General features: G+C 76.8%; 14 protein-coding genes. 6 read left to right on the top strand and 8 right to left on the bottom strand.

What is annotated here, in order from left to right; all coding sequences use genetic code 11:
- From J5O08_RS01230 to J5O08_RS01220, 3 genes are all read left to right on the top strand, one after another.
- The coding region (locus tag J5O08_RS01230; RefSeq protein WP_218705011.1) for an O-antigen ligase at positions 1 to 1,501 on the top strand (1,501 nt) is incomplete at its 5' end.
- A complete protein-coding gene (locus tag J5O08_RS01225) occupies positions 1,498 to 2,595 on the top strand; it encodes a glycosyltransferase family 4 protein (protein WP_218705010.1) in 1,098 nt (365 codons plus the stop codon). The genes J5O08_RS01230 and J5O08_RS01225, both read left to right, overlap by 4 nt.
- On the top strand, positions 2,592 to 3,848 hold the full coding sequence (locus tag J5O08_RS01220; RefSeq protein WP_218705009.1) for a glycosyltransferase: 1,257 nt from the start codon (positions 2,592 to 2,594) through the stop codon (positions 3,846 to 3,848). Before J5O08_RS01225 ends, J5O08_RS01220 begins: the two co-directional genes overlap by 4 nt.
- Here the strand turns inward: J5O08_RS01220 and J5O08_RS21480 are convergent.
- From J5O08_RS21480 to glmU, 8 genes are all read right to left on the bottom strand, one after another.
- Positions 3,805 to 5,016, bottom strand: coding sequence for a glycosyltransferase (locus tag J5O08_RS21480; RefSeq protein ID WP_218705008.1), 1,212 nt, complete (start codon positions 5,014 to 5,016; stop codon positions 3,805 to 3,807). The genes J5O08_RS01220 and J5O08_RS21480 overlap by 44 nt on opposite strands.
- The gene (locus tag J5O08_RS01210) at positions 5,013 to 6,938 is read right to left on the bottom strand and encodes a polysaccharide biosynthesis tyrosine autokinase (protein WP_218705007.1); all 1,926 of its coding nucleotides are present in this window, start codon (positions 6,936 to 6,938) and stop codon (positions 5,013 to 5,015) included. Before J5O08_RS01210 ends, J5O08_RS21480 begins: the two co-directional genes overlap by 4 nt.
- Positions 6,935 to 8,152, bottom strand: coding sequence for a glycosyltransferase (locus J5O08_RS01205; protein ID WP_218705006.1), 1,218 nt, complete (start codon positions 8,150 to 8,152; stop codon positions 6,935 to 6,937). Before J5O08_RS01205 ends, J5O08_RS01210 begins: the two co-directional genes overlap by 4 nt.
- On the bottom strand, positions 8,139 to 9,785 hold the full coding sequence (locus J5O08_RS01200; RefSeq protein ID WP_218705005.1) for a sugar transferase: 1,647 nt from the start codon (positions 9,783 to 9,785) through the stop codon (positions 8,139 to 8,141). Before J5O08_RS01200 ends, J5O08_RS01205 begins: the two co-directional genes overlap by 14 nt.
- Positions 9,786 to 10,286: 501 nt before the next feature.
- Positions 10,287 to 10,904, bottom strand: a complete 618-nt coding sequence (gene pth / locus J5O08_RS01195; protein ID WP_147795746.1) for an aminoacyl-tRNA hydrolase — start codon at positions 10,902 to 10,904, stop codon at positions 10,287 to 10,289.
- 109 nt (positions 10,905 to 11,013) lie between these two features.
- On the bottom strand, positions 11,014 to 11,619 hold the full coding sequence (locus J5O08_RS01190) for a 50S ribosomal protein L25/general stress protein Ctc (RefSeq protein ID WP_217615089.1): 606 nt from the start codon (positions 11,617 to 11,619) through the stop codon (positions 11,014 to 11,016).
- A gap of 319 nt (positions 11,620 to 11,938) precedes the next feature.
- A complete protein-coding gene (locus J5O08_RS01185) occupies positions 11,939 to 12,922 on the bottom strand; it encodes a ribose-phosphate diphosphokinase (RefSeq protein ID WP_147795744.1) in 984 nt (327 codons plus the stop codon).
- On the bottom strand, positions 12,919 to 14,526 hold the full coding sequence (gene glmU, locus J5O08_RS01180; protein WP_374225901.1) for a bifunctional UDP-N-acetylglucosamine diphosphorylase/glucosamine-1-phosphate N-acetyltransferase GlmU: 1,608 nt from the start codon (positions 14,524 to 14,526) through the stop codon (positions 12,919 to 12,921). The genes J5O08_RS01185 and glmU overlap by 4 nt, the downstream gene beginning before the upstream one ends.
- Positions 14,527 to 14,769: 243 nt before the next feature.
- On the opposite strand from glmU, the gene J5O08_RS01175 reads away from it, so the two are divergent.
- The 3 genes from J5O08_RS01175 to ptsP all read left to right on the top strand — a co-directional run bounded on the left by J5O08_RS01175 (position 14,770) and on the right by ptsP (position 17,474).
- Positions 14,770 to 15,207, top strand: coding sequence for a VOC family protein (locus J5O08_RS01175; protein WP_218705003.1), 438 nt, complete (start codon positions 14,770 to 14,772; stop codon positions 15,205 to 15,207).
- A 255-nt stretch (positions 15,208 to 15,462) separates the two neighbouring features.
- The gene (locus J5O08_RS01170) at positions 15,463 to 15,741 is read left to right on the top strand and encodes an HPr family phosphocarrier protein (protein WP_218705002.1); all 279 of its coding nucleotides are present in this window, start codon (positions 15,463 to 15,465) and stop codon (positions 15,739 to 15,741) included.
- The gene (gene ptsP / locus J5O08_RS01165; RefSeq protein WP_308281221.1) at positions 15,738 to 17,474 is read left to right on the top strand and encodes a phosphoenolpyruvate--protein phosphotransferase; all 1,737 of its coding nucleotides are present in this window, start codon (positions 15,738 to 15,740) and stop codon (positions 17,472 to 17,474) included. Before J5O08_RS01170 ends, ptsP begins: the two co-directional genes overlap by 4 nt.
- Positions 17,475 to 17,619 lie beyond the last annotated feature (145 nt).

Raw genomic sequence — 17,619 nt, 5'->3', positions numbered from 1 at the left:
GGCGCCCGCCCCCGAGCTCGCCCCCGGCGTCCGCCCGCACCGCGTCGCGGTCGGCGGCGCGCTCGCCGAGCGGCTCCCCCGCACCACTGCCGGCCGCCGCGCGCTCGCCGGGGGCGCGCTCGTCGCCACCGCCCTCGTCGTCGGCGCGGCCACCTCCGCGCAGCCGGTGCTGGCCCTCGGCGTGGCCGCGGTGGTGCTGGTCGTCGGCCTCACGCTGCGGATGCCGATGGCGCTGCCCGTGCTCGGCATGCCGCTCCTGCTCCTGGTCAACCGGGTCGGCGGCGCGCTGTCGGTGTCGGACTTCGTGCTGTTCGCCGCGTTCTGGCCGGCGCTGCTGTTCTGCCGCCGCCCGCTGACCCGGCCCATGCGCAACGTGCTGTGGGCGTCGGCGTTCTACCAGGCCACGGTGCTGTTCACCGTCATCGCCAACCCCTACGTCGCGAACGCCGTCGAGTGGTTCCACGAGTGGCTGCTCGTCGGCGGTGCGCTCCTCGTCGGCTGGGCGATCGGCGCCGCCGGGCACGCGCGGCTCGCGCTGGGCCTGTACGTCGGCGGCTCCGTCGTCGTCGCCCTCGCCGCCCTGGGCCAGTTCGCCGTGAACGCGGCCTCCGGGAACTTCGGGCCGGTGTACCTGAACGAGCCGCTGCTCATGCACAAGAACTACATCGGGTGCGTGCTGGCGTTCGCGGCGATCATCGTCTACACCCGGCCGCGGTGGCTGCAGTGGAACGACCTGATCTGCCTCGGCCTGTTCGGGCTGTTCCTCGCCGGCATCCTCGTGGCGCAGTCCCGGCAGGCGCTCATCGGCCTCGCCGTCGCCATCGCCGTGGTCGCGCTGCGGCCCGACCCGCACCGGCACCGGTCGAAGGTCGTGCTGCTCGCCATCGCCGGCGCCGCGGTCGTCATCGGCACGCTGGTGCAGGACCAGCTGGAGTCCGGCAACCAGTACAACTCCGCCTACCAGCGGCTGATCTGGTTCCGGCAGTCGCTGCTGATCTGGGAGCAGTACCCGTGGTTCGGCGCCGGCCTGCGCTGGTGGTACACCGACCGGTTCGAGGAGAACTTCCAGCCGCCGAACGCCGAGTTCGAGATGCTGTCGTCCGGCGGCATCGTCGGGCTGGTCGGGTTCCTCGTGATGTTCCTGGCGATCCTGGTCATCCTCTGGCGGGTCGACTCCCGGTACGGCACCCTCGCGTTCGTCCTGGTGCTCATGCGGTTCGTGCAGGGCCAGTTCGACCTGTTCTGGGTCGCGGCCCAGGTGTCGATCCCGTTCGTCATCGCCGGGATCTGCCTCGGCGCCCAGGCGCACGCGCAGCGGTCCGGGGAGGTCGAGGACGAGCCCGCGGTGCTCGGACCGCCGCCGCCGTCGTCCCGGAGCACGCCCGGCCCGTCCGACAGCCCCGCCGGCCGGCGCGCCCGGCACCTGCGCGAGGCCGTCGTCGGCGGTCGGCCGCGCCGCCCCCGCCCCGCGCTGCCCGTCGGCCACCGGGAGCCCTCGTGACCGCGCCCGGCGCCCCCGCGGCGCGCCCCGACGTCGTGCACGTCGTGTGCACCGACGCCTTCGCCGGCGTGGAGCGCTACGTCACGACGCTCGCCCGCACCCAGGACGCCCGCGGCCTGCGGGTGCACGTCCTGGGCGGGGCCGCCGACCGGATGCCCGCCGAGCTCGCCGGCTCCGGCGTCCGCTGGTCCCCCGCACCCACCCCGCTGCGCGCCGCCCGCGCGCTGCGCCGGCTGGACGCCCGGCTCGTGCACGCGCACATGACGGCCGCCGAGCTCGCCGCGACCGCCGCGGCCCGAGCGCCGGTGGTCGCGACCCGGCACTTCGCGGACCGCCGCGGGTCGTCCGCGGTGGGCCGCGCCGTCGGCCGGTTCGTCGCGCCGCGGATCGCCGCCCAGGTCGCGATCAGCGCGTTCGTGGCCGACCGGGTGGAGGGCCCGTCGACCGTCGTGCACCCCGGCGTCCCGGTGGTGCCGCGCACCGGCGCGGAGCCGGACCGCCGCCCCGTGGTGCTGATGGCGCAGCGGCTCGAGGCCGAGAAGCGCACCGACGTGGCCCTGCGGATGTGGGCCGCCTCCGGCCTCGCCGCCGAGGGCTGGGAGCTGCACCTGGCGGGCGACGGCGCCCTGCGGCCCGAGCTGGAGGCGCTGGCGGCGTCGCTGGGCCTCGGCGGGTCCGTGCGGTTCCTCGGCATGCGCGCCGACGTGCCCGCGCTGCTGGCCACCGCCGGGATCTTCTTCGCGCCGCGCGGCGACGAGCCGTACGGCCTGTCCGCCGTCGAGGCGATGGCGCACGGCACCCCCGTGGTCGCGGGTCGCGGCGGCGGGCACTCCGAGACGGTCGGGGCCGCCGACGGCGCGGTGCTGGTGCCGCCGGACGACGTCGAGGCAGCGGGCGCCGCGCTCGCCCGGCTCGCCCGCGACCCCGAGCGCCGGGCCGCCTACGGCGAGGAGCTGCGGGCGCTGCAGCAGCGCCGGTTCGGACCGGAGACGCACGCGGACGGGATCGCGGCGGTGTACGCGGCGGCGCTGGGCGCCCCGCTCGGGCCTGCGGCGACGCCCGCAGCGCCCGGCGTGACCGGGGTGACCCCGTGAGCGCCGACACCCGGGACGCGGCAGGCGCGGCGTCCGGCCCCGACGCGGCCGGGGCTCCCGACGCCCGCCCCGGCGGAACTCCGGCCGGCGGCGACCGCCGCGACCTCGTCGTGCTCTCCCTCGAGCCGTGGGACGAGGTGTGGCGCCGCAACCAGCACCTGGTCGCCGGCCTGCTCGCGGCCGACCCCGGCCTGCGGGTGCTGTTCGTCGAGCCCCCGGTCGACCACCTGCACGACCTGCGGCGCGGCGCGTCCCCGACGCTCGGCCGGCGGCTGCGCGCGCTGGGGCCGGACGACGGCGCCCCCGCGGGCCGCGCCTGGGCGTACCGGCCCACCAAGTGGCTGCCCCGGCGCCTCGACCCGGCCGGCGACGACCGCCGCGCCCGCACGGTCGCCCGGGTGGCCCGCCGGCTCGGCATGCCCGACCCCGTGCTCTGGGTGAACGACCCCGACGGCGCCGCGGTGCTCCGCGCCACCGGCTGGCGGTCGCTCTACGACGTGACCGACGACTGGCTGCGGGCCGTGCGCGAGCCCGCCGAGCTCGAGCGGACCCGCGCGGCGGAGGACCTGCTCGTCGAGCGGTGCGCCGAGGTCGTCGTGTGCTCCCTCGCCCTCGCGCGGGCCAAGGGCGCCGACCGCCCGGTCACGCTGCTCACCAACGCCGTCGACGTCGACGCCTACCGGACGCCGCAGCCGCGCCCCGCGGACCTGCCGGACGGGCCGTACGCCGTGTACGTCGGCACGATGCACCCGGACCGCCTGGACGTGGAGGCCTGCCTGCGGGTCGCCACCCACCTGCGGGCCACCGGGGCGCGCCTCGTCCTCGTCGGGCCCGCGCTGCTCGACCCGCTGGACCTGACCCGGCTGGACGCCGCCGGCGCCCTGGTGCTGGGCCCGCGCCCGGCGGCGCTGGTGCCCGGCTACCTGCAGCACGCCGGCGCCCTGCTGGTGCCGCACGTGGTCGACGGGTTCACCGACTCGCTGGACCCGATCAAGCTCTACGAGTACCTGGCCGTCGGCCGGCCCGTCGTCGCGACCCCGGTCGCGGGGTTCCGGGACCAGCCCGCGGACCGCGTGACCACGGCCTCGCCGCAGAACCTCGCCGACGCCGTCGTGCGGGTGCTCGCGGAGGGCCGCCCGGACGGGATCGGGCCGGCGCCGGCGGACGTGCCGCGCTGGTCGGACCGGGTGCGCGAGATGCAGGCGGTGCTCAGCCGCGTGCGGGCCTCGCGACCCGCCGCCACACCGCGGTGAGCCGCTCCGCCGTGCGGGCGACCGCGTAGTCGGCCTGCACGTCCTTCCACGCGCGGTCCGCGCGCGCCGCCGCCTCCTCCGGGCGGTCCAGCACCTGCGCGACGGCCTCGGCCAGCGCCGGCACGTCCCGCGGCGGCACCACGAGGCACCGCGGCGTGCCGTCGGCCGCCACGGCGATCTCGTCGATGCCGCCGCCGGCGGTCGCGATCACCGGCACGCCGCGGGCCATGCCCTCGACGACGACCTGGCCGAACGGTTCGGGCACCGGCGAGGCGTGCACCAGGACCGACAACCGGTCGATCTCTCCGACCGGGTCCGCGACCCAGCCGGTCAGCTCGACCCTGTCGGTGAGACCCAGCGCCGCGACCTGCGCGCGCAGCTCGACCTCGTACGCCTGCTCCTCGAACAGCGCGGCGCCGACCACCCGGAACCGGGCGTCCGGGAACCGCTCGGTGAGCAGCGCGGCGGCGGCCACGAACTCCCGCTGGCCCTTCGTCGGGCTCACCCGGCCCACCAGCCCGATCACCGGGGTGGCGGGTGCGGGGCGGGCGGCCGGGTCGGCGGCGACCTGCTCCGGCGCGAGGCCGGGGTACGCGAGCGTCCAGCCGCGCGGCAGCGGCAGCAGCGTGCGCGCGGTGGCGTGCGAGTTCACGACGACGTGCCGGGGCCCGCGGCGCGCCAGCACCCGCAGCACCCGGGCGACCGGCGCCGGCAGGTAGTCCTCGGCGATCCGGTCGTGCACGTGCCAGACGAGCGGGCGGCGGGCGAGCCGGGCGGCGGGCAGCCCGAGGACGTCGGCCTTGAGGGACGTCGTGTGCACGACGTCGGGCTGCAGGTCCCGGAGCAGCCGGGCGAGCCGCGCCACGAACGGCAGGGTCGCCGCCGCCGAGCGGGCCGCGCCCAGGGCGGACCGGCCGGCGGCCGCGCGGTCGGTCTGCGCGATCCGGGAGTCCAGGGGCAGGACCCGGACCGCGACCCCGGCGTCCCGCAGCCGCCCGGCCAGCGGCCCGTCGGCGAACAGCACGACGGTGACCTCGACCGCGGCCGGGTCGAGGGCGCGGACCGTGCGCAGCAGCGCGAGCTCCGCGCCGCCGAGCTGGGCGGTGTGGTCGAGGACGACCACCCGCACCGGGCGCGGGGCGGCGCCCGGTGCGGGGGCCGCGGTCACTTCGACTCGGCGGCGACCGGCGCGCGGTCCTCGGCGGGGCGGTCGGCGTCGGTGTCGGCGTCGGCGTCCGCGTCGGACTCGGCCTGCGCGGACCGGTCGGCGGCGCGGTCGTCCGCGGACGGCTGTGCGTCCTCGGCGACGACGTCGGCGGCGCGGTGCTGGCCGTCGCCGCGGGGGCCCGACGCGTCGGCGCCGGCCTCGCCGGGGACGGTGCGCTCGGCGTCCGCGGTGCGCTCGGCGTCGGCGGCGTGCTCCGCGTCCGCCGCGCCCTCGGCGTCCGCGGGCGCCTCCGCGCCCGGCGCGGGCTGGCCGGCCGACCCGGCCCCGGCACGCTCGTCCTCGGGACGTGCCTCCTCGGCGTCCGCCTCCGCGGACTCCTCGGCCCCGGCGAACGCGTACGTCGCCTCGTAGGTCGCCTCGCTGCGCTCGGTCGTGCCGTCGACCGACAGGCCGAGCAGCGCGGCGTTCGCGGCCCGCAGGCGCTCCGCGGACTCCTCGACCGCGCCGACGTGCGTGTGGCCCAGCGTGACCGCGAGCAGCACGCCGTCGGCGTACGAGCCGAGGATCGTCGCGTCGGCCGCCACCAGCATCGGCGGGGCGTCGATGATGACGACGTCGGCGGTGGCCCGGAGCTGCTCCACGAGCGCGCGGACGTCGGACGAGGCCAGGAAGTCGGCCGGGTCCAGCTCCGTCTGCAGCGCGGGGTGCACCGACAGGTGCGGGATCGCCGTCGGCAGCGCGGCGGTGCGGGCGCGGCCGCCGGCCCGGCCGGTGCGCACGGGCGCGTCGGCGTCGGCGGGCAGCAGCGCGTTGAGCCGCGGCTGGCGCAGGTCGCCGGAGAGCACGACCACGCTCCGGCCGGACAGCGCCCAGGACGCCGCCAGGTTCGCGGCCAGGAACGACCGCGGGGTCTCGACGTCCGCCGCGGTCACGACGATCACGGCGCTGCCGGAGTCGTTCTCGACCGCGGCCTGGAGCGCGGTGCGCAGCTCGCGGATCGACCGGGTGTAGGCCGTCGCCTCGCGGCGGGCGACGGGCAGGGTGCCCTCGGCCTCGGCCGACTTCAGGGCGACGCCCGTGCCGGAGAGCCGCGCCAGCACCGGGGCGCCGGCCGAGCGGCGCGCCTGGCCGGAGGTGCGGACCTTGGTGTCCAGGCCGCGGCGGACGACCGCGAGGCCGATGCCGACGAGCAGGCCGGCCAGCGCCGCGATCGCGTAGACCAGGCTGCCCGGGATGCTCACCAGCGTGCTGCCGACGGCGTTCTGCAGGATGGTCGCCGGCGAGGCCAGCAGCTGGGCCTGGGTGAGCTGGCCGGACAGCGTCTGGTACTGGTCCATCGTGGTCGAGTACTGCGCCTCGAGCAGGCCGTCGACCGGGTCCACCTGGGCGTTCGGGCTCGTGGCGGCCGTGGCCGCGGCGGCGGCGCGCCGGGCCTCCGTGATCGCCTTCTGCTGCTGGTCGATGCTGGTGGCGAGCGTGCTCAGCCGCTCCTGCATCGACGCGAGGTCGTCGTCGAACTGCGCCTGCAGCGCCGCGACGTACGCGGTCGCGATGGCGTTGGCCCGGTCCACCGTGGCGTCGGCGTCGGGGCCGGTCTCGGTGATGATGACCGTGTTCGGGTTGTCCGTGGCGTACTCCGCCGAGGACGACGCGGCCAGGCCGTCCGCCAGGTCGGCGTCGCCGAGGTCCTTCGCCGCGGCGGCCGTGACGGCGTCGCTCGTGACCAGGCTCGGGTCGCTCTCCAGGCGCACGCCCGAGGCGGCCAGCGTCTCGGCGTCGACGATCTGCACCGTCGCCGTGCTGGCGTACTGCGGCTCCTGGCGGGACACGTAGAGGTACGCGCCGCCGAGCGCGGCGAGCACGGACACCAGCACCAGCCACTTGCCGAACCAGATGGTCCGGAACATGTCCTGCAGGGTCATCGGGATCGCCTCTCGGTCAGCACGGGTTCTGCGGGGTCGGGCCGCTCGGGTCCGCCGGGTCCGGCGGACCTCCCGGCCGCGCGCTCCTCGCGCACGACGCGGTGCAGCCGCTCGACGAACCGCTCCGCGGCGAAGTCGTCGGCGTGCGCGGTCAGCACCGAGGGGTCCCAGGTGCGGGCCAGCGCGCGACCGGCGGCCTCGGCCACCAGGTCGGGGTCGGGGGCGTCGAAGAACTCCCCGGTGACGCCGTCGCGGACGGTGTCGAGGTACCCGCCGTCGCGCAGGACGACGGACGGGCGGCCGAAGGCGGCGGCCTCCAGCGGGGACAGGCCGTAGTCCTCGTACGAGGCGGCGACCAGGGCGGCGCTGTTCCGGTAGAGCCAGCGCAGGCGCGCGTCGTCGACCCGGCCGGCCAGCACGACACGCGGCAGGTCGCGCACGCGGTGCTCGAGCGCGGCGCGCTCCGGGCCGTCGCCGACCACGACCAGCCGCGCACCCGGGGTGCGCCGCACGGCCTCGATCACGACGTCCACGTTCTTGTACGGCAGCAGCCGCGCCACGCACAGCAGGAAACCGGGCTCGACGCCCTCCACCGGGGTCTCGGCGCCGCCCGGCAGCATCGCGGGCGGCGGCGGCACGATCTCCGCCTCGATGCCGTAGACCTCGCGGATCGCGCGGGCGGTGACCGTCGAGTTCGCCAGGTAGCGGTCCGCGGTGCCGGCGGCGCGCCGGTCCCACGCGCGCAGGGCCGGCGCGAGCAGCCCGAGGGCCGCCGCCGCGAGCCGGCGCTGGGCGCCGCCGGGAGCGTTGCCGGAGCCGCCCTGCCGGGACGGGCCGAGGTACCGGTCCGACTGGTAGAGCCAGCGCGCCGGGGCGTGGCAGTAGACGACCTTGCGGCCCGTGGTCGGGAACCCGTGCGCCCAGCCCGTCGACGAGGCCAGCAGCACGTCCGCCTCGATCGGCGTCGCGCCCACGGCCGGGGCGAGCAGCGGCAGCGCCAGCCGGTGGTGCCGGCGCAGCACGCCGAACCGGTCGATCGGGCTGGTCCGCACGTCCAGCGGCGCGAACTCCGGGAAGGTCGCGGCCGGGTCGTACAGCGTCGTGTAGAGGGGGGCGCCGGGGAACGCGTCGGCCATCACCAGGGCGACGCGCTCCGCACCGCCGCGCTGCGTGGCGTAGTCGTGCGCCAGCGCGACCCCGTCACCGACCGCCATGACCGCTCACGACGACGTGCACGGTGCGCCACAGGATCATCAGGTCGAAGGCGATCGACCAGTTCTCCACGTACCGGAGGTCCAGCTTGACCGCCTCCTCCCAGGCGAGGTCGGCGCGGCCGCTGATCTGCCACAGGCCCGTGAGGCCGGGCTTCACCAGCAGGCGGCGGCGCGCGGACTCCCGGTACTGGGCCACCTCGTAGGGCAGCGGCGGGCGCGGGCCGACGAGGGCCATCTCGCCCTTGACCACGTTGATCAGCTGCGGCAGCTCGTCGAGCGAGTGCTTGCGCAGGAAGTGGCCGATGCGGGTGATCCGGGGGTCGCGGTCCATCTTGAACAGCGGGCCGTCGGCCTCGTTCGCGGCGCGCAGCGCGGCCAGCCGCTCCTCGGCGTCGACCACCATGCTCCGGAACTTCAGCATGGAGAACTCGCGGCCCTCCTTGCCGACCCGGGTCTGCTTGAACAGCACCGGGCCGGGGCTGGTGAGCTTCACTGCGAGAGCCGTGGCGGCCAGCACCGGCGACAGCACGAGCAGCGCGCCGAGCGCGAACGCCGTGTCGAACGCGCGCTTCGCGAGGATCCGGGACCGGCGCGACTCGGCGGCGTTCACGTGGATCAGCGACAGCCCGGCGGTCGGCTCCAGCGTCACACGCGGGCCGAAGACCTCGACGATGCCCGGGGCGACGACCAGCTCGGTGTCGGTCCGCTGCAGCGCCCAGGACAGCCGGCGGAGCGCCTGGCCCGACAGCTCGGAGCCGGTGACGATCACGACGTCGAACTCGCCGTCGACCGCCACCTGCACGACGTCCGACACCGTGCCGAGCACCGGGACGCCCAGCGCGGGCAGCGGGCCGTCGAACGAGGGCACGCACACGCCGGCGATGTTGTAGCCGTACTGCGGCAGACCGCACAGGTCGTCGACCACGTGCGTGATGGAGGAGGCGTCGCCCACCACCAGGGTGCGGCGCATCGACTCGCCCTGGGCGCGGCGCTTGTGCAGCGACCGGCGCGCCAGGTGGCGGGCGCCGAGCAGCAGCACCGCGACCAGCGGCAGCGCGAGGAACACGATCGTGCGGGGCACGTCCACGTCCGCGCCGACCGCGAACACCGCCAGCGCGGCCGCGGTCAGCACGCCGCCGCGGATCACGGCCTCGAACTCCTGGTGGCCGTCGCCGATCACCTGGCGGTCGTAGCCGCGCTCCACCGCGACGAACGCGATGTACAGCAGGCCGATCATCAGGCCCCAGGACAGCTGGAGAAGCGTCACGCCGTGCATGAGGAACAGGAGCAGCGTCGGGACGCAGGTGGCCAGGACGACGTCCCGGGCCAGGGTCTCGACCTGGTAGGCGGCGTGCGAGCCGCGCCAGCCCGAGGGCGCGGCGTGGCCCAGCGGCTCGTGGAACGGGCGGTCGGACGCCCAGGACAGCCGGGGGCCGCGGGTGTCGCGGCGGCGCTCGGCGGCCGCGTGCTCGGCCGGGGTGCGCTCGGCGGCGGACTCCCCCGTGGCGGGCTGCTCCGTGGGGCGATCGACGGCGCCCGCGGGGGCCGTCGTGCCGCTCGGTGCCACCGTGCCCGGTGCCGCGACGTCGCGCTGCGCGGAGCGCGAGACGTCGTGATCGTCGAGCAGACTCATGTCGGATCCCCCCGGGCGGCTTTGGTGTGAGTTGAGGCTATATCAGCGTGTTTGTCCTAGTCCGCCCGATGTGTCCGTTTTCACCCCTTTCACACCCGTATGGGCGAGCGCAGCCCCTCTGACGTGCACGAACACCCCCGAACGGCCCCCGCCGGGGGTACCCGGAGGGGGTGGTCCTGACCAGCACGAACCCCGCTGACCAGCGCCGACGCGAGGGCCTGCGGCGGGCCGACGGCGGCGCGGTTCACCCGCCCGCGCAGCCCCGCGCGCCCCCCGCCCGACCCGGGCCTCCGCGCCCGCGCGCCCCGCGCGCCGGACGGGGCGTGCGTCGAGCGGGTACTCGACACGTCGAGCGAGTAGTCGCCGACTGCTCGCTCGACGCGTCGGCTACTCGCTCGACGGGCGCCGCGGCGATGCGGGGCGGGCGCCACCGCGGCGCGGACGCGCGCGAGGCCGCCACCCCCGGTGGGGTGACGGCCTCGGTGGCGCGCGGTGGCGCGGCTACGCGGTGCGGGTGTGGAACCGGAGCTGCGCGCGCTCCAGGCCCTCGGTGACCAGCATCTCCACGGCGTCCGCGGCGTCGTCCAGCAGCAGCGGCAGCTCCTTGAGCTCCGGCTTGGCGAAGTCGCGCAGCACGAAGTCGGCCGCGTCCATCCGCCCCGGCGGCCGGCCGACGCCGACGCGCACCCGCAGGTAGTCCTTGGTGCCGAGCGCCTTGGTGGTGTCGCGCAGGCCGTTGTGCCCGCCCTCGCCGCCACCGATCTTCAGCTTGATCTCCCCGAACGGGATGTCGAGCTCGTCGTGCACCATGATCACGCGCTCGGGCGGCACGTCGTAGTACCGCGCCAGCGCGGCGACGGGGCCGCCGGACGTGTTCATGTAGGTGGTCGGCTTCGCGAGCACCGCGCGGGGGCCCGGGGCGCCGCCGGGCAGCGTGCCGATGCGCACCTCCGCGGTGGCCGCCTGCGGGCGCCGGGACAGCACGCCGCCCTTCGACCCGAACGAGGCCTGCCCGCGGCGCGCGAGCTCGTCGAGCACCATCTGCCCGACGTTGTGCCGGTTCCCGGCGTACTGCGGCCCGGGGTTCCCGAGCCCGACCACCAGCCAGACGTCGCTCATCGCGGCGCCACTCCCTCCGTCGTCCGTCTCCGGGGACGCCGGACGCCCGGCACCGTCACGGTACCGGGCGTCCCGACGCGGTCGGCGCGCGCGGGGCGCGCCGGGCGGATCACTCCGCGGCAGCCTCGGCGGCGGCCTCGGCCTCGGCCTCGTCGGCGGCGCGGTCCTCGGCGGAGACGGTCGGGACCGTGACGGTCACGACGATGGTCTCCGCGTCGGTCACCAGGGCGGAGCCCTTCGGCAGGGTCAGCTCGCCGGCGGTCAGCGCGGTGCCGGCCTCGAGGCCCTCGATGGAGACCTCGACGTGCTCGGGCAGGTGCGTGGCCTCGGCCTCGAGCGCGAGCGCCTGGGTCTCGACGATGTGGATGGTGCCGGGGGCCGACTCGCCCACGACAGTCACGGGGACCTCGACCGAGACCTTCTCGCCGCGCCGGACGATCAGCAGGTCGACGTGCTCGATGATGTTCTTGACCGGGTCGCGCTGGACGTCCTTGGCGAGGGCCAGGACCGGCTTGCCGTCGAGCTGGATCTCGAACAGCGCGTTCGCGGCGCCCTTGACCGCGAGCATGGTCTCGTGGCCCGGGAGGGCGACGTGGACCGGCTCGGTGCCGTGCCCGTACAGGACGGCCGGGATCTGGTGCGCGCGGCGCAGGCGGCGCGCGGCGCCCTTGCCGAACTCGGTGCGGGCGGTGGCGGCGAGCTTGATCTCGGACACGGTGACTCCTGGAGTGCTGAGAAGGGCGATGGCGAGCGGTGGTGGCCTCGACGCGGGGCGCTGGACGGGCACGCGGAGGCGTTCCACCCTGTCGATCACGGACCGGATGGACCCGGGTCTCTCCGGTGACCGTCCGACATCCCTCGCCGAGGCAACTGGTCGATCTTACCCGGGCGCGCGGCCCGCACGAAACCGGCCCGGCGACCACGCAGCGCGCCCCGACGGCCCCGGGACGCGCCGACGCGCCGAGGCCCGCTCCCCCGGCGTGGGGCGAGCGGGCCTCGGGCGGGCGCGCGGCGACGGGCGCCGCGCGCGGGGCTCAGGACTGGCCGTCGAACAGGCTGGTCACCGAGCCGTCGTCGAACACCTCGCGGATCGCGCGGGCGATGAGCGGCGCGATCGACAGGACCGTGAGGCCCTCGAACCGGCGCTCCTCCGGGATCGGCAGCGTGTCCGTGATGATGACCTCGCGGGCGCCCGACTGCTGCAGGCGGTCGATCGCCGGGTCCGACAGCACGCCGTGGGTCGCCGCGACGATGACGTCCTTGGCGCCGGCCTCGTGCAGCACGCGCACCGCGCCGGCGATCGTGCCGGCCGTGTCGATGAGGTCGTCGACCAGCACGCAGGTGCGGCCCTCGACGTCGCCGACGACGCGGTTGGCGACCGTCTTGTTCGGCTGCCGGATGTCGCGCGACTTGTGCACGAACGCCAGCGGGCCGCCGCCGAGCTTCTGCGCCCACAGCTCCGCGACGCGGATGCGGCCGGCGTCCGGGGACACGACGGTGACGTTCTGCACGTCGACGCGGGTCCGCACGTACTCGGTGAGGATCGGCATGGCCCACAGGTGGTCCACCGGCCCGTCGAAGAAGCCCTGGATCTGCGCGGCGTGCAGGTCGACGCTCATCAGGCGGTCGGCGCCGGCGGTCTTGAACAGGTCCGCCATGAGGCGGGCCGAGATCGGCTCGCGGCCGCGGTGCTTCTTGTCCTGCCGCGCGTAGCCGTAGAACGGCGCGATCACGGTGATGGTCTTGGCCGAGGCGCGCTTGAGCGCGTCGACCATGAGGAACTGCTCCATCAGCCACTGGTTGATGGGCGCCGCGTGGCTCTGCAGCACGAACACGTCCGCGCCGCGCACCGACTCGGCGAACCGGACGTAGATCTCGCCGTTCGCGAAGTCGTAGGCCGTGGTGGGCAGGAGGTCGATGTCGAGGCTCTTGGCCACGGCGGCGGCGAGCTCGGGGTGGGCGCGGCCCGAGACCAGGACGAGCCGCTTCTCACCGTCCTGCGAGACGATCCCGGTCATCGTGCGGTGTCCTCCGTGCTGGGCTGGGCGTCGGGCAGCGGGGCCGGGTGGTCCGGCAGGGTGGGGGGTGGCGTGCGGTGCACGCCGGTGCCGGCGGTCGCCTGGCCGGCGCGCTCGCGCTCGGCACGGGCCTGCGGCGACAGCTCGGCGTCCTCGCCGCGGGCGCGGGCGGCGGCCTCGGCGGCCGGGGTGCCCGGGCGGGACCGCGCGACCCAGCCCTCGATGTTGCGCTGGGCACCGGCGCTGACCGCGAGGGCCCCCGCCGGCACGTCGTGCCGGATCACGCTGCCGGCGCCGGTGTACGCGCCGTCGCCGACCTCGACCGGGGCGACGAACATGTTGTCCGAGCCGGTCCGGGCGTAGGAGCCGATCGTCGTGCGGTGCTTGCGCACGCCGTCGTAGTTGACGAAGACGGAGGCGGCGCCGATGTTCGTCTCGACGCCGATCGTGGCGTCGCCGACGTACGACAGGTGCGGCACCTTGGACCCGGCGCCGATCTCGGCGTTCTTCGTCTCGACGAACGTGCCGATCTTGCCGCGCTCCCCGAGCACCGTGCCGGGGCGCAGGTAGGCGAACGGGCCGACGGTGGCGTCCTCGCCGACCACGGCCAGCGAGCCGTGCGTGCGGACCACCGTGGCGCGGGCGTGCACCTCGACGTCCTGGAGGGTGGTGTCCGGGCCGATCGTGGCGCCGGTGGCGACCGACGTCGCGCCGAGCAGCTGGGTCCCGGGGAGCAGCGTCACGTCCTGCGCGAGCTCGACGTCGACGTCGACCCAGGTCGTGGCCGGGTCGACGACCGTCACGCCGGCGCGCATCCAGCCGTCGAGGACCCGGCGGTTGAGCTCGGCGCGCAGCACCGCGAGCTGCGCGCGGTCGTTGACGCCCTCGACCAGCACGGGGTCGTCGGTGCGCAGCGCGCGCACCCGGCCGCCGTCGCCGCGGGCGATCGCGAGCACGTCGGTCAGGTAGACCTCGCCCTGCGCGTTGTCGCGGCCGAGCCGGCCGAACGCGCCGCGCAGCACGGCGGCGTCGAAGACGTAGACCGAGGAGTTGATCTCGGCGATCGCGCGCTGGGCGTCGGTGGCGTCCTTCTCCTCGACGATCCCGAGAACGTCCCCGGCGTCGGGGGCGTCCGGGCCGGCGCGCAGGATGCGGCCGTAGCCCGTCGGGTCCGCGACCTCGGTGGTCAGCACGGTCACCGCGTTGCCGTCGGCGGCGTGCGCGGCGAGCAGCTCGCCGAGCGTCTCGCCGTCGAGCAGCGGGATGTCGCCCGCGAGCACCACGACGGGGCCCTCGACGAGCACGCCGGAGGCGCTGCCGGGCTCGCCCGGGCCGTCGTCGGCCGACGCGGCCTCGGCCTGCGCGGCGGCGTCCAGCACGGACAGCGCGCACTGCACGGCGCGGCCGGTGCCGGGGACGTCGTCCTGGTCGGCCACGAGCACCTGCGGCATGACCTCGCGGGCGTGGGCCGCGACGGCCTCGCGCTCGTGCCGGACCACGACCGCGGTGCGCCGCGGCTCGAGGGCCTGGGCGGCCGCGAGCGCGTGCCCGAGCATGGAGCGGCCCGCGAGGGTGTGCAGGACCTTCGGGGTGGCGGATCGCATCCGCGTTCCCTCGCCTGCGGCGAGGACGATGACCGCGGCGGGGCGGGGGGTGGTCACCTGTGGGTGCTCCCTGTGAGAGGTCTGCCCGCGCACCCTAGGGGCGAGCCGGGCGGGGACGTCGTGCGCTGACGCACTCTACCGCCGCCGGGGAGCCCGCCGTCGCGGGTCCGGTCCGGCGGCACCATCATGGGACCGGCGCGGGCGCCGGCCGGGCGTCCGCCGGTCCCCGCGAGGAGTGCTCCCATGACCGACGCGACCGCTCCCGGCGCCGCACGGCCCCGGGTCGTGCAGACGGTGCTGGACACCACCGATCCGCGGGGCCTCGCGGAGTTCTACCGGGCGCTGCTGGGCATGGAGTACCGCGCCGGGGACGAGCCGCCCGCGCCCGGGGAGCCGGACCCGCAGGGCGACGACTGGCTGGTCCTGCGCGGCGACGGGCTGTGGCCGCTGGCGTTCCAGAAGGTGCCGGAGATCACGCCGCCGACGTGGCCGGAGCCCGCCGTGCCGCAGCAGCTGCACCTGGACATGACGGTGCCCGACGGGGACACGCTCGACGCGCAGCGGGACCGGGCGGAGGCCCTGGGTGCCCGCCTCCTGCTCGACCGTCGCGACGACCCGGACGAGCCGCTCTACGTGCTCGCCGACCCGGCGGGCCACCCGTTCTGCATCTTCGTGGGGTGACCCGCCGCGCGCCGGGAGGTGACCCGCCGCGCGGCGCCCGGCGCCGCCCGCGCCGGCGCGCCCCTGACGCGCCGCGCTCGACCCGGGCGTTTGACGGCGCAGGCCCGGCAGCCGTACAACTGACGCCACCAGGGTTGTTACTGAGCGGTTCAGGCAAGACCTGAGGCACCGGCGAGCGTCGGACGCCTCAGGTCTTTTTTGTTGCCCTGGCGCGCCGTCCGACGCAGGTCGGCGCGACGAGAAGGGAAGTCCCCCATGCCTCGACGTCGAGCACGAGTCGCCACCGCCACCGGCCTGCACGCCCGCCCGGCGTCGCTGGTGACGCGCAAGGCCGCCGAGGGCGGCCACCCCGTCCTGATCGGCCGCGAGGGCGAGCCCGGCGTGGACGCCTCGAGCATCCTGTCGGTCATGGGCCTGCGCCTGCAGCACGGCGACCAGGTCGAGCTGAGCTCCACCGCCGACGACGCCGAGGCGCTGCTGGACGAGCTGGCCGCCCTGCTGGAGAGCGACCTGGACCTGGTGGAGCAGGCGTGACCACCGTCGACGCGGCCCCCGCGGGTGCGCCCGCCGCCGGCACCGTGCTCGCCGGGATCGGCGTGGGGCGCGGCGTCGCGCTGGCCCCCGTCGCCCGGGTCGCCGCCCCACCGTCGGTCCCGGCCGACGAGCCCGCGCCCGCCGACCCGGCCGCCGCCGAGGCCCGGCTGCGCGCGGTGCTCGCCGAGGTCGGCGACGACCTGCGCGCCCGGTCCGCCGCGACCGGCAACGCCGACCTGAGGAACATGCTCGAGGCCGCCGCCACCATGGCCGGCGACCCCGCGCTCGCCGCCGAGGCCGCCCGCCTGGTGCACGCCGGCACCGGCCCGGCCACCGCGCTGGACCAGGCCGTCGAGGGCTTCGCGGCCGTGTTCACCGCCGCCGGCGGCGACCTCGCCGAGCGGGCCACGGACCTGCGCAGCGTCCGGCACCGCGCCGTCGCCCGGCTGCTCGGCGTGCCGGAGCCCGGCCTCGCGGCGCTGGACGCCCCGGCCGTGGTCGTCGCGGACGACCTGTCCCCCGCCGACACCGCCGCCCTCGACCTGTCGAAGGTCGCCGCGATCGTCACCGAGCTCGGCGGCCCCACCAGCCACACCGCGATCGTCGCCGGCCAGCTCGGCCTGCCGTGCGTGGTCCGGGTCGCCGGCGCCACCGCCCTGGCCGCCGGCACGCCGGTCCTCGTCGACGCCGCTGCCGGCACCGTCGAGGTGTCGCCGTCCGCCGAGGCCGCCGACCGCGTGGCCCGCCGCGCCGAGGACGAGGCCGTCGTGGCCGCCGTCACCGGCCCGGGCGCCACCGCCGACGGCCACGAGGTCCCGCTGCTGGCCAACGTCGGCACCCCGGACGACGCCCGCGCGGCCGCGCCGCGCACCGAGGGCGTGGGCCTGTTCCGCACCGAGGTGCTGTTCCTCGACGCGCGCACCGAGCCCGCCGTCGCCGACCAGACCGCCGCGTACGCGGAGGTCATCGAGGCGTACGCGGGCCGCAAGGTCGTCATCCGCACGCTCGACGCGGGGGCCGACAAGCCGCTGGCGTTCGCCACCCAGGCCGACGAGGAGAACCCGGCGCTCGGCGTCCGGGGCTACCGGCTGGTCCGGTCGTTGCCGGGCATCGTCTCCCGCCAGCTCGAGGCGCTGGGCGCGGCCGTCCGCGCGCTGCCCGCCGAGCGGCAGGCCGACGTCTGGGTCATGGCCCCGATGATCGCGACCCCCGCCGAGGCCCGGGCGTTCGCGTCGGCCGCGCGCGAGGTGGGCATCGTCAAGGTCGGCGTCATGGTCGAGGTCCCCGCGGCCGCGCTGCTCGCCGAGGCGATCCTGGCCGAGGTCGACTTCGTGTCCCTGGGCACCAACGACCTGGCGCAGTACACGATGGCCGCCGACCGGCTGCGCGGCGAGCTCGCCGACCTGCTGGACCCGTGGCAGCCGGCCGTGCTGTCGCTCGTCGCCGCGACGGCCTCGGCGGGCGTGCGCGTCGGCAAGCCCGTCGGCGTCTGCGGCGAGTCGGCCTCCGACCCGCTGATGGCGCTCGTGCTCACCGGCCTCGGCATCACCAGCCTGTCGATGGCGGCGGGCCGGGTGCCCGCCGCGCGCTACGCGCTGCGCTCGCTGACGCTGGAGGCCTGCCAGGCGCTGGCCGCGGCCGCGCTGGCGGCGCCCGACGCGGCGTCGGCCCGGGCCGCGGTGCGCGCCGGGCTGGACGCCGACGTGGCGCGGGTCCTCCTCGGCGAGGGCTGACCGACCCCGCCGGGCGGGCTCCTACGCAGGCCCGCCCGGCGGCCCCGCTTCCTCCTCGTGGGTGGAACCGAGTGGAGGGGGGGGGGGCGGCACCCACCCCGGGGGGGGGGGGGAACGACCCCCCCGGGCCCCCCCGCCCCCCCGG

This window comes from Cellulomonas sp. PS-H5 (genome assembly GCF_019265565.1).
Lineage (GTDB): Bacteria > Actinomycetota > Actinomycetes > Actinomycetales > Cellulomonadaceae > Cellulomonas.
Note: the sequence above shows the minus strand (reverse complement) of the source record. Positions and strands in the feature narration are given on the sequence as shown.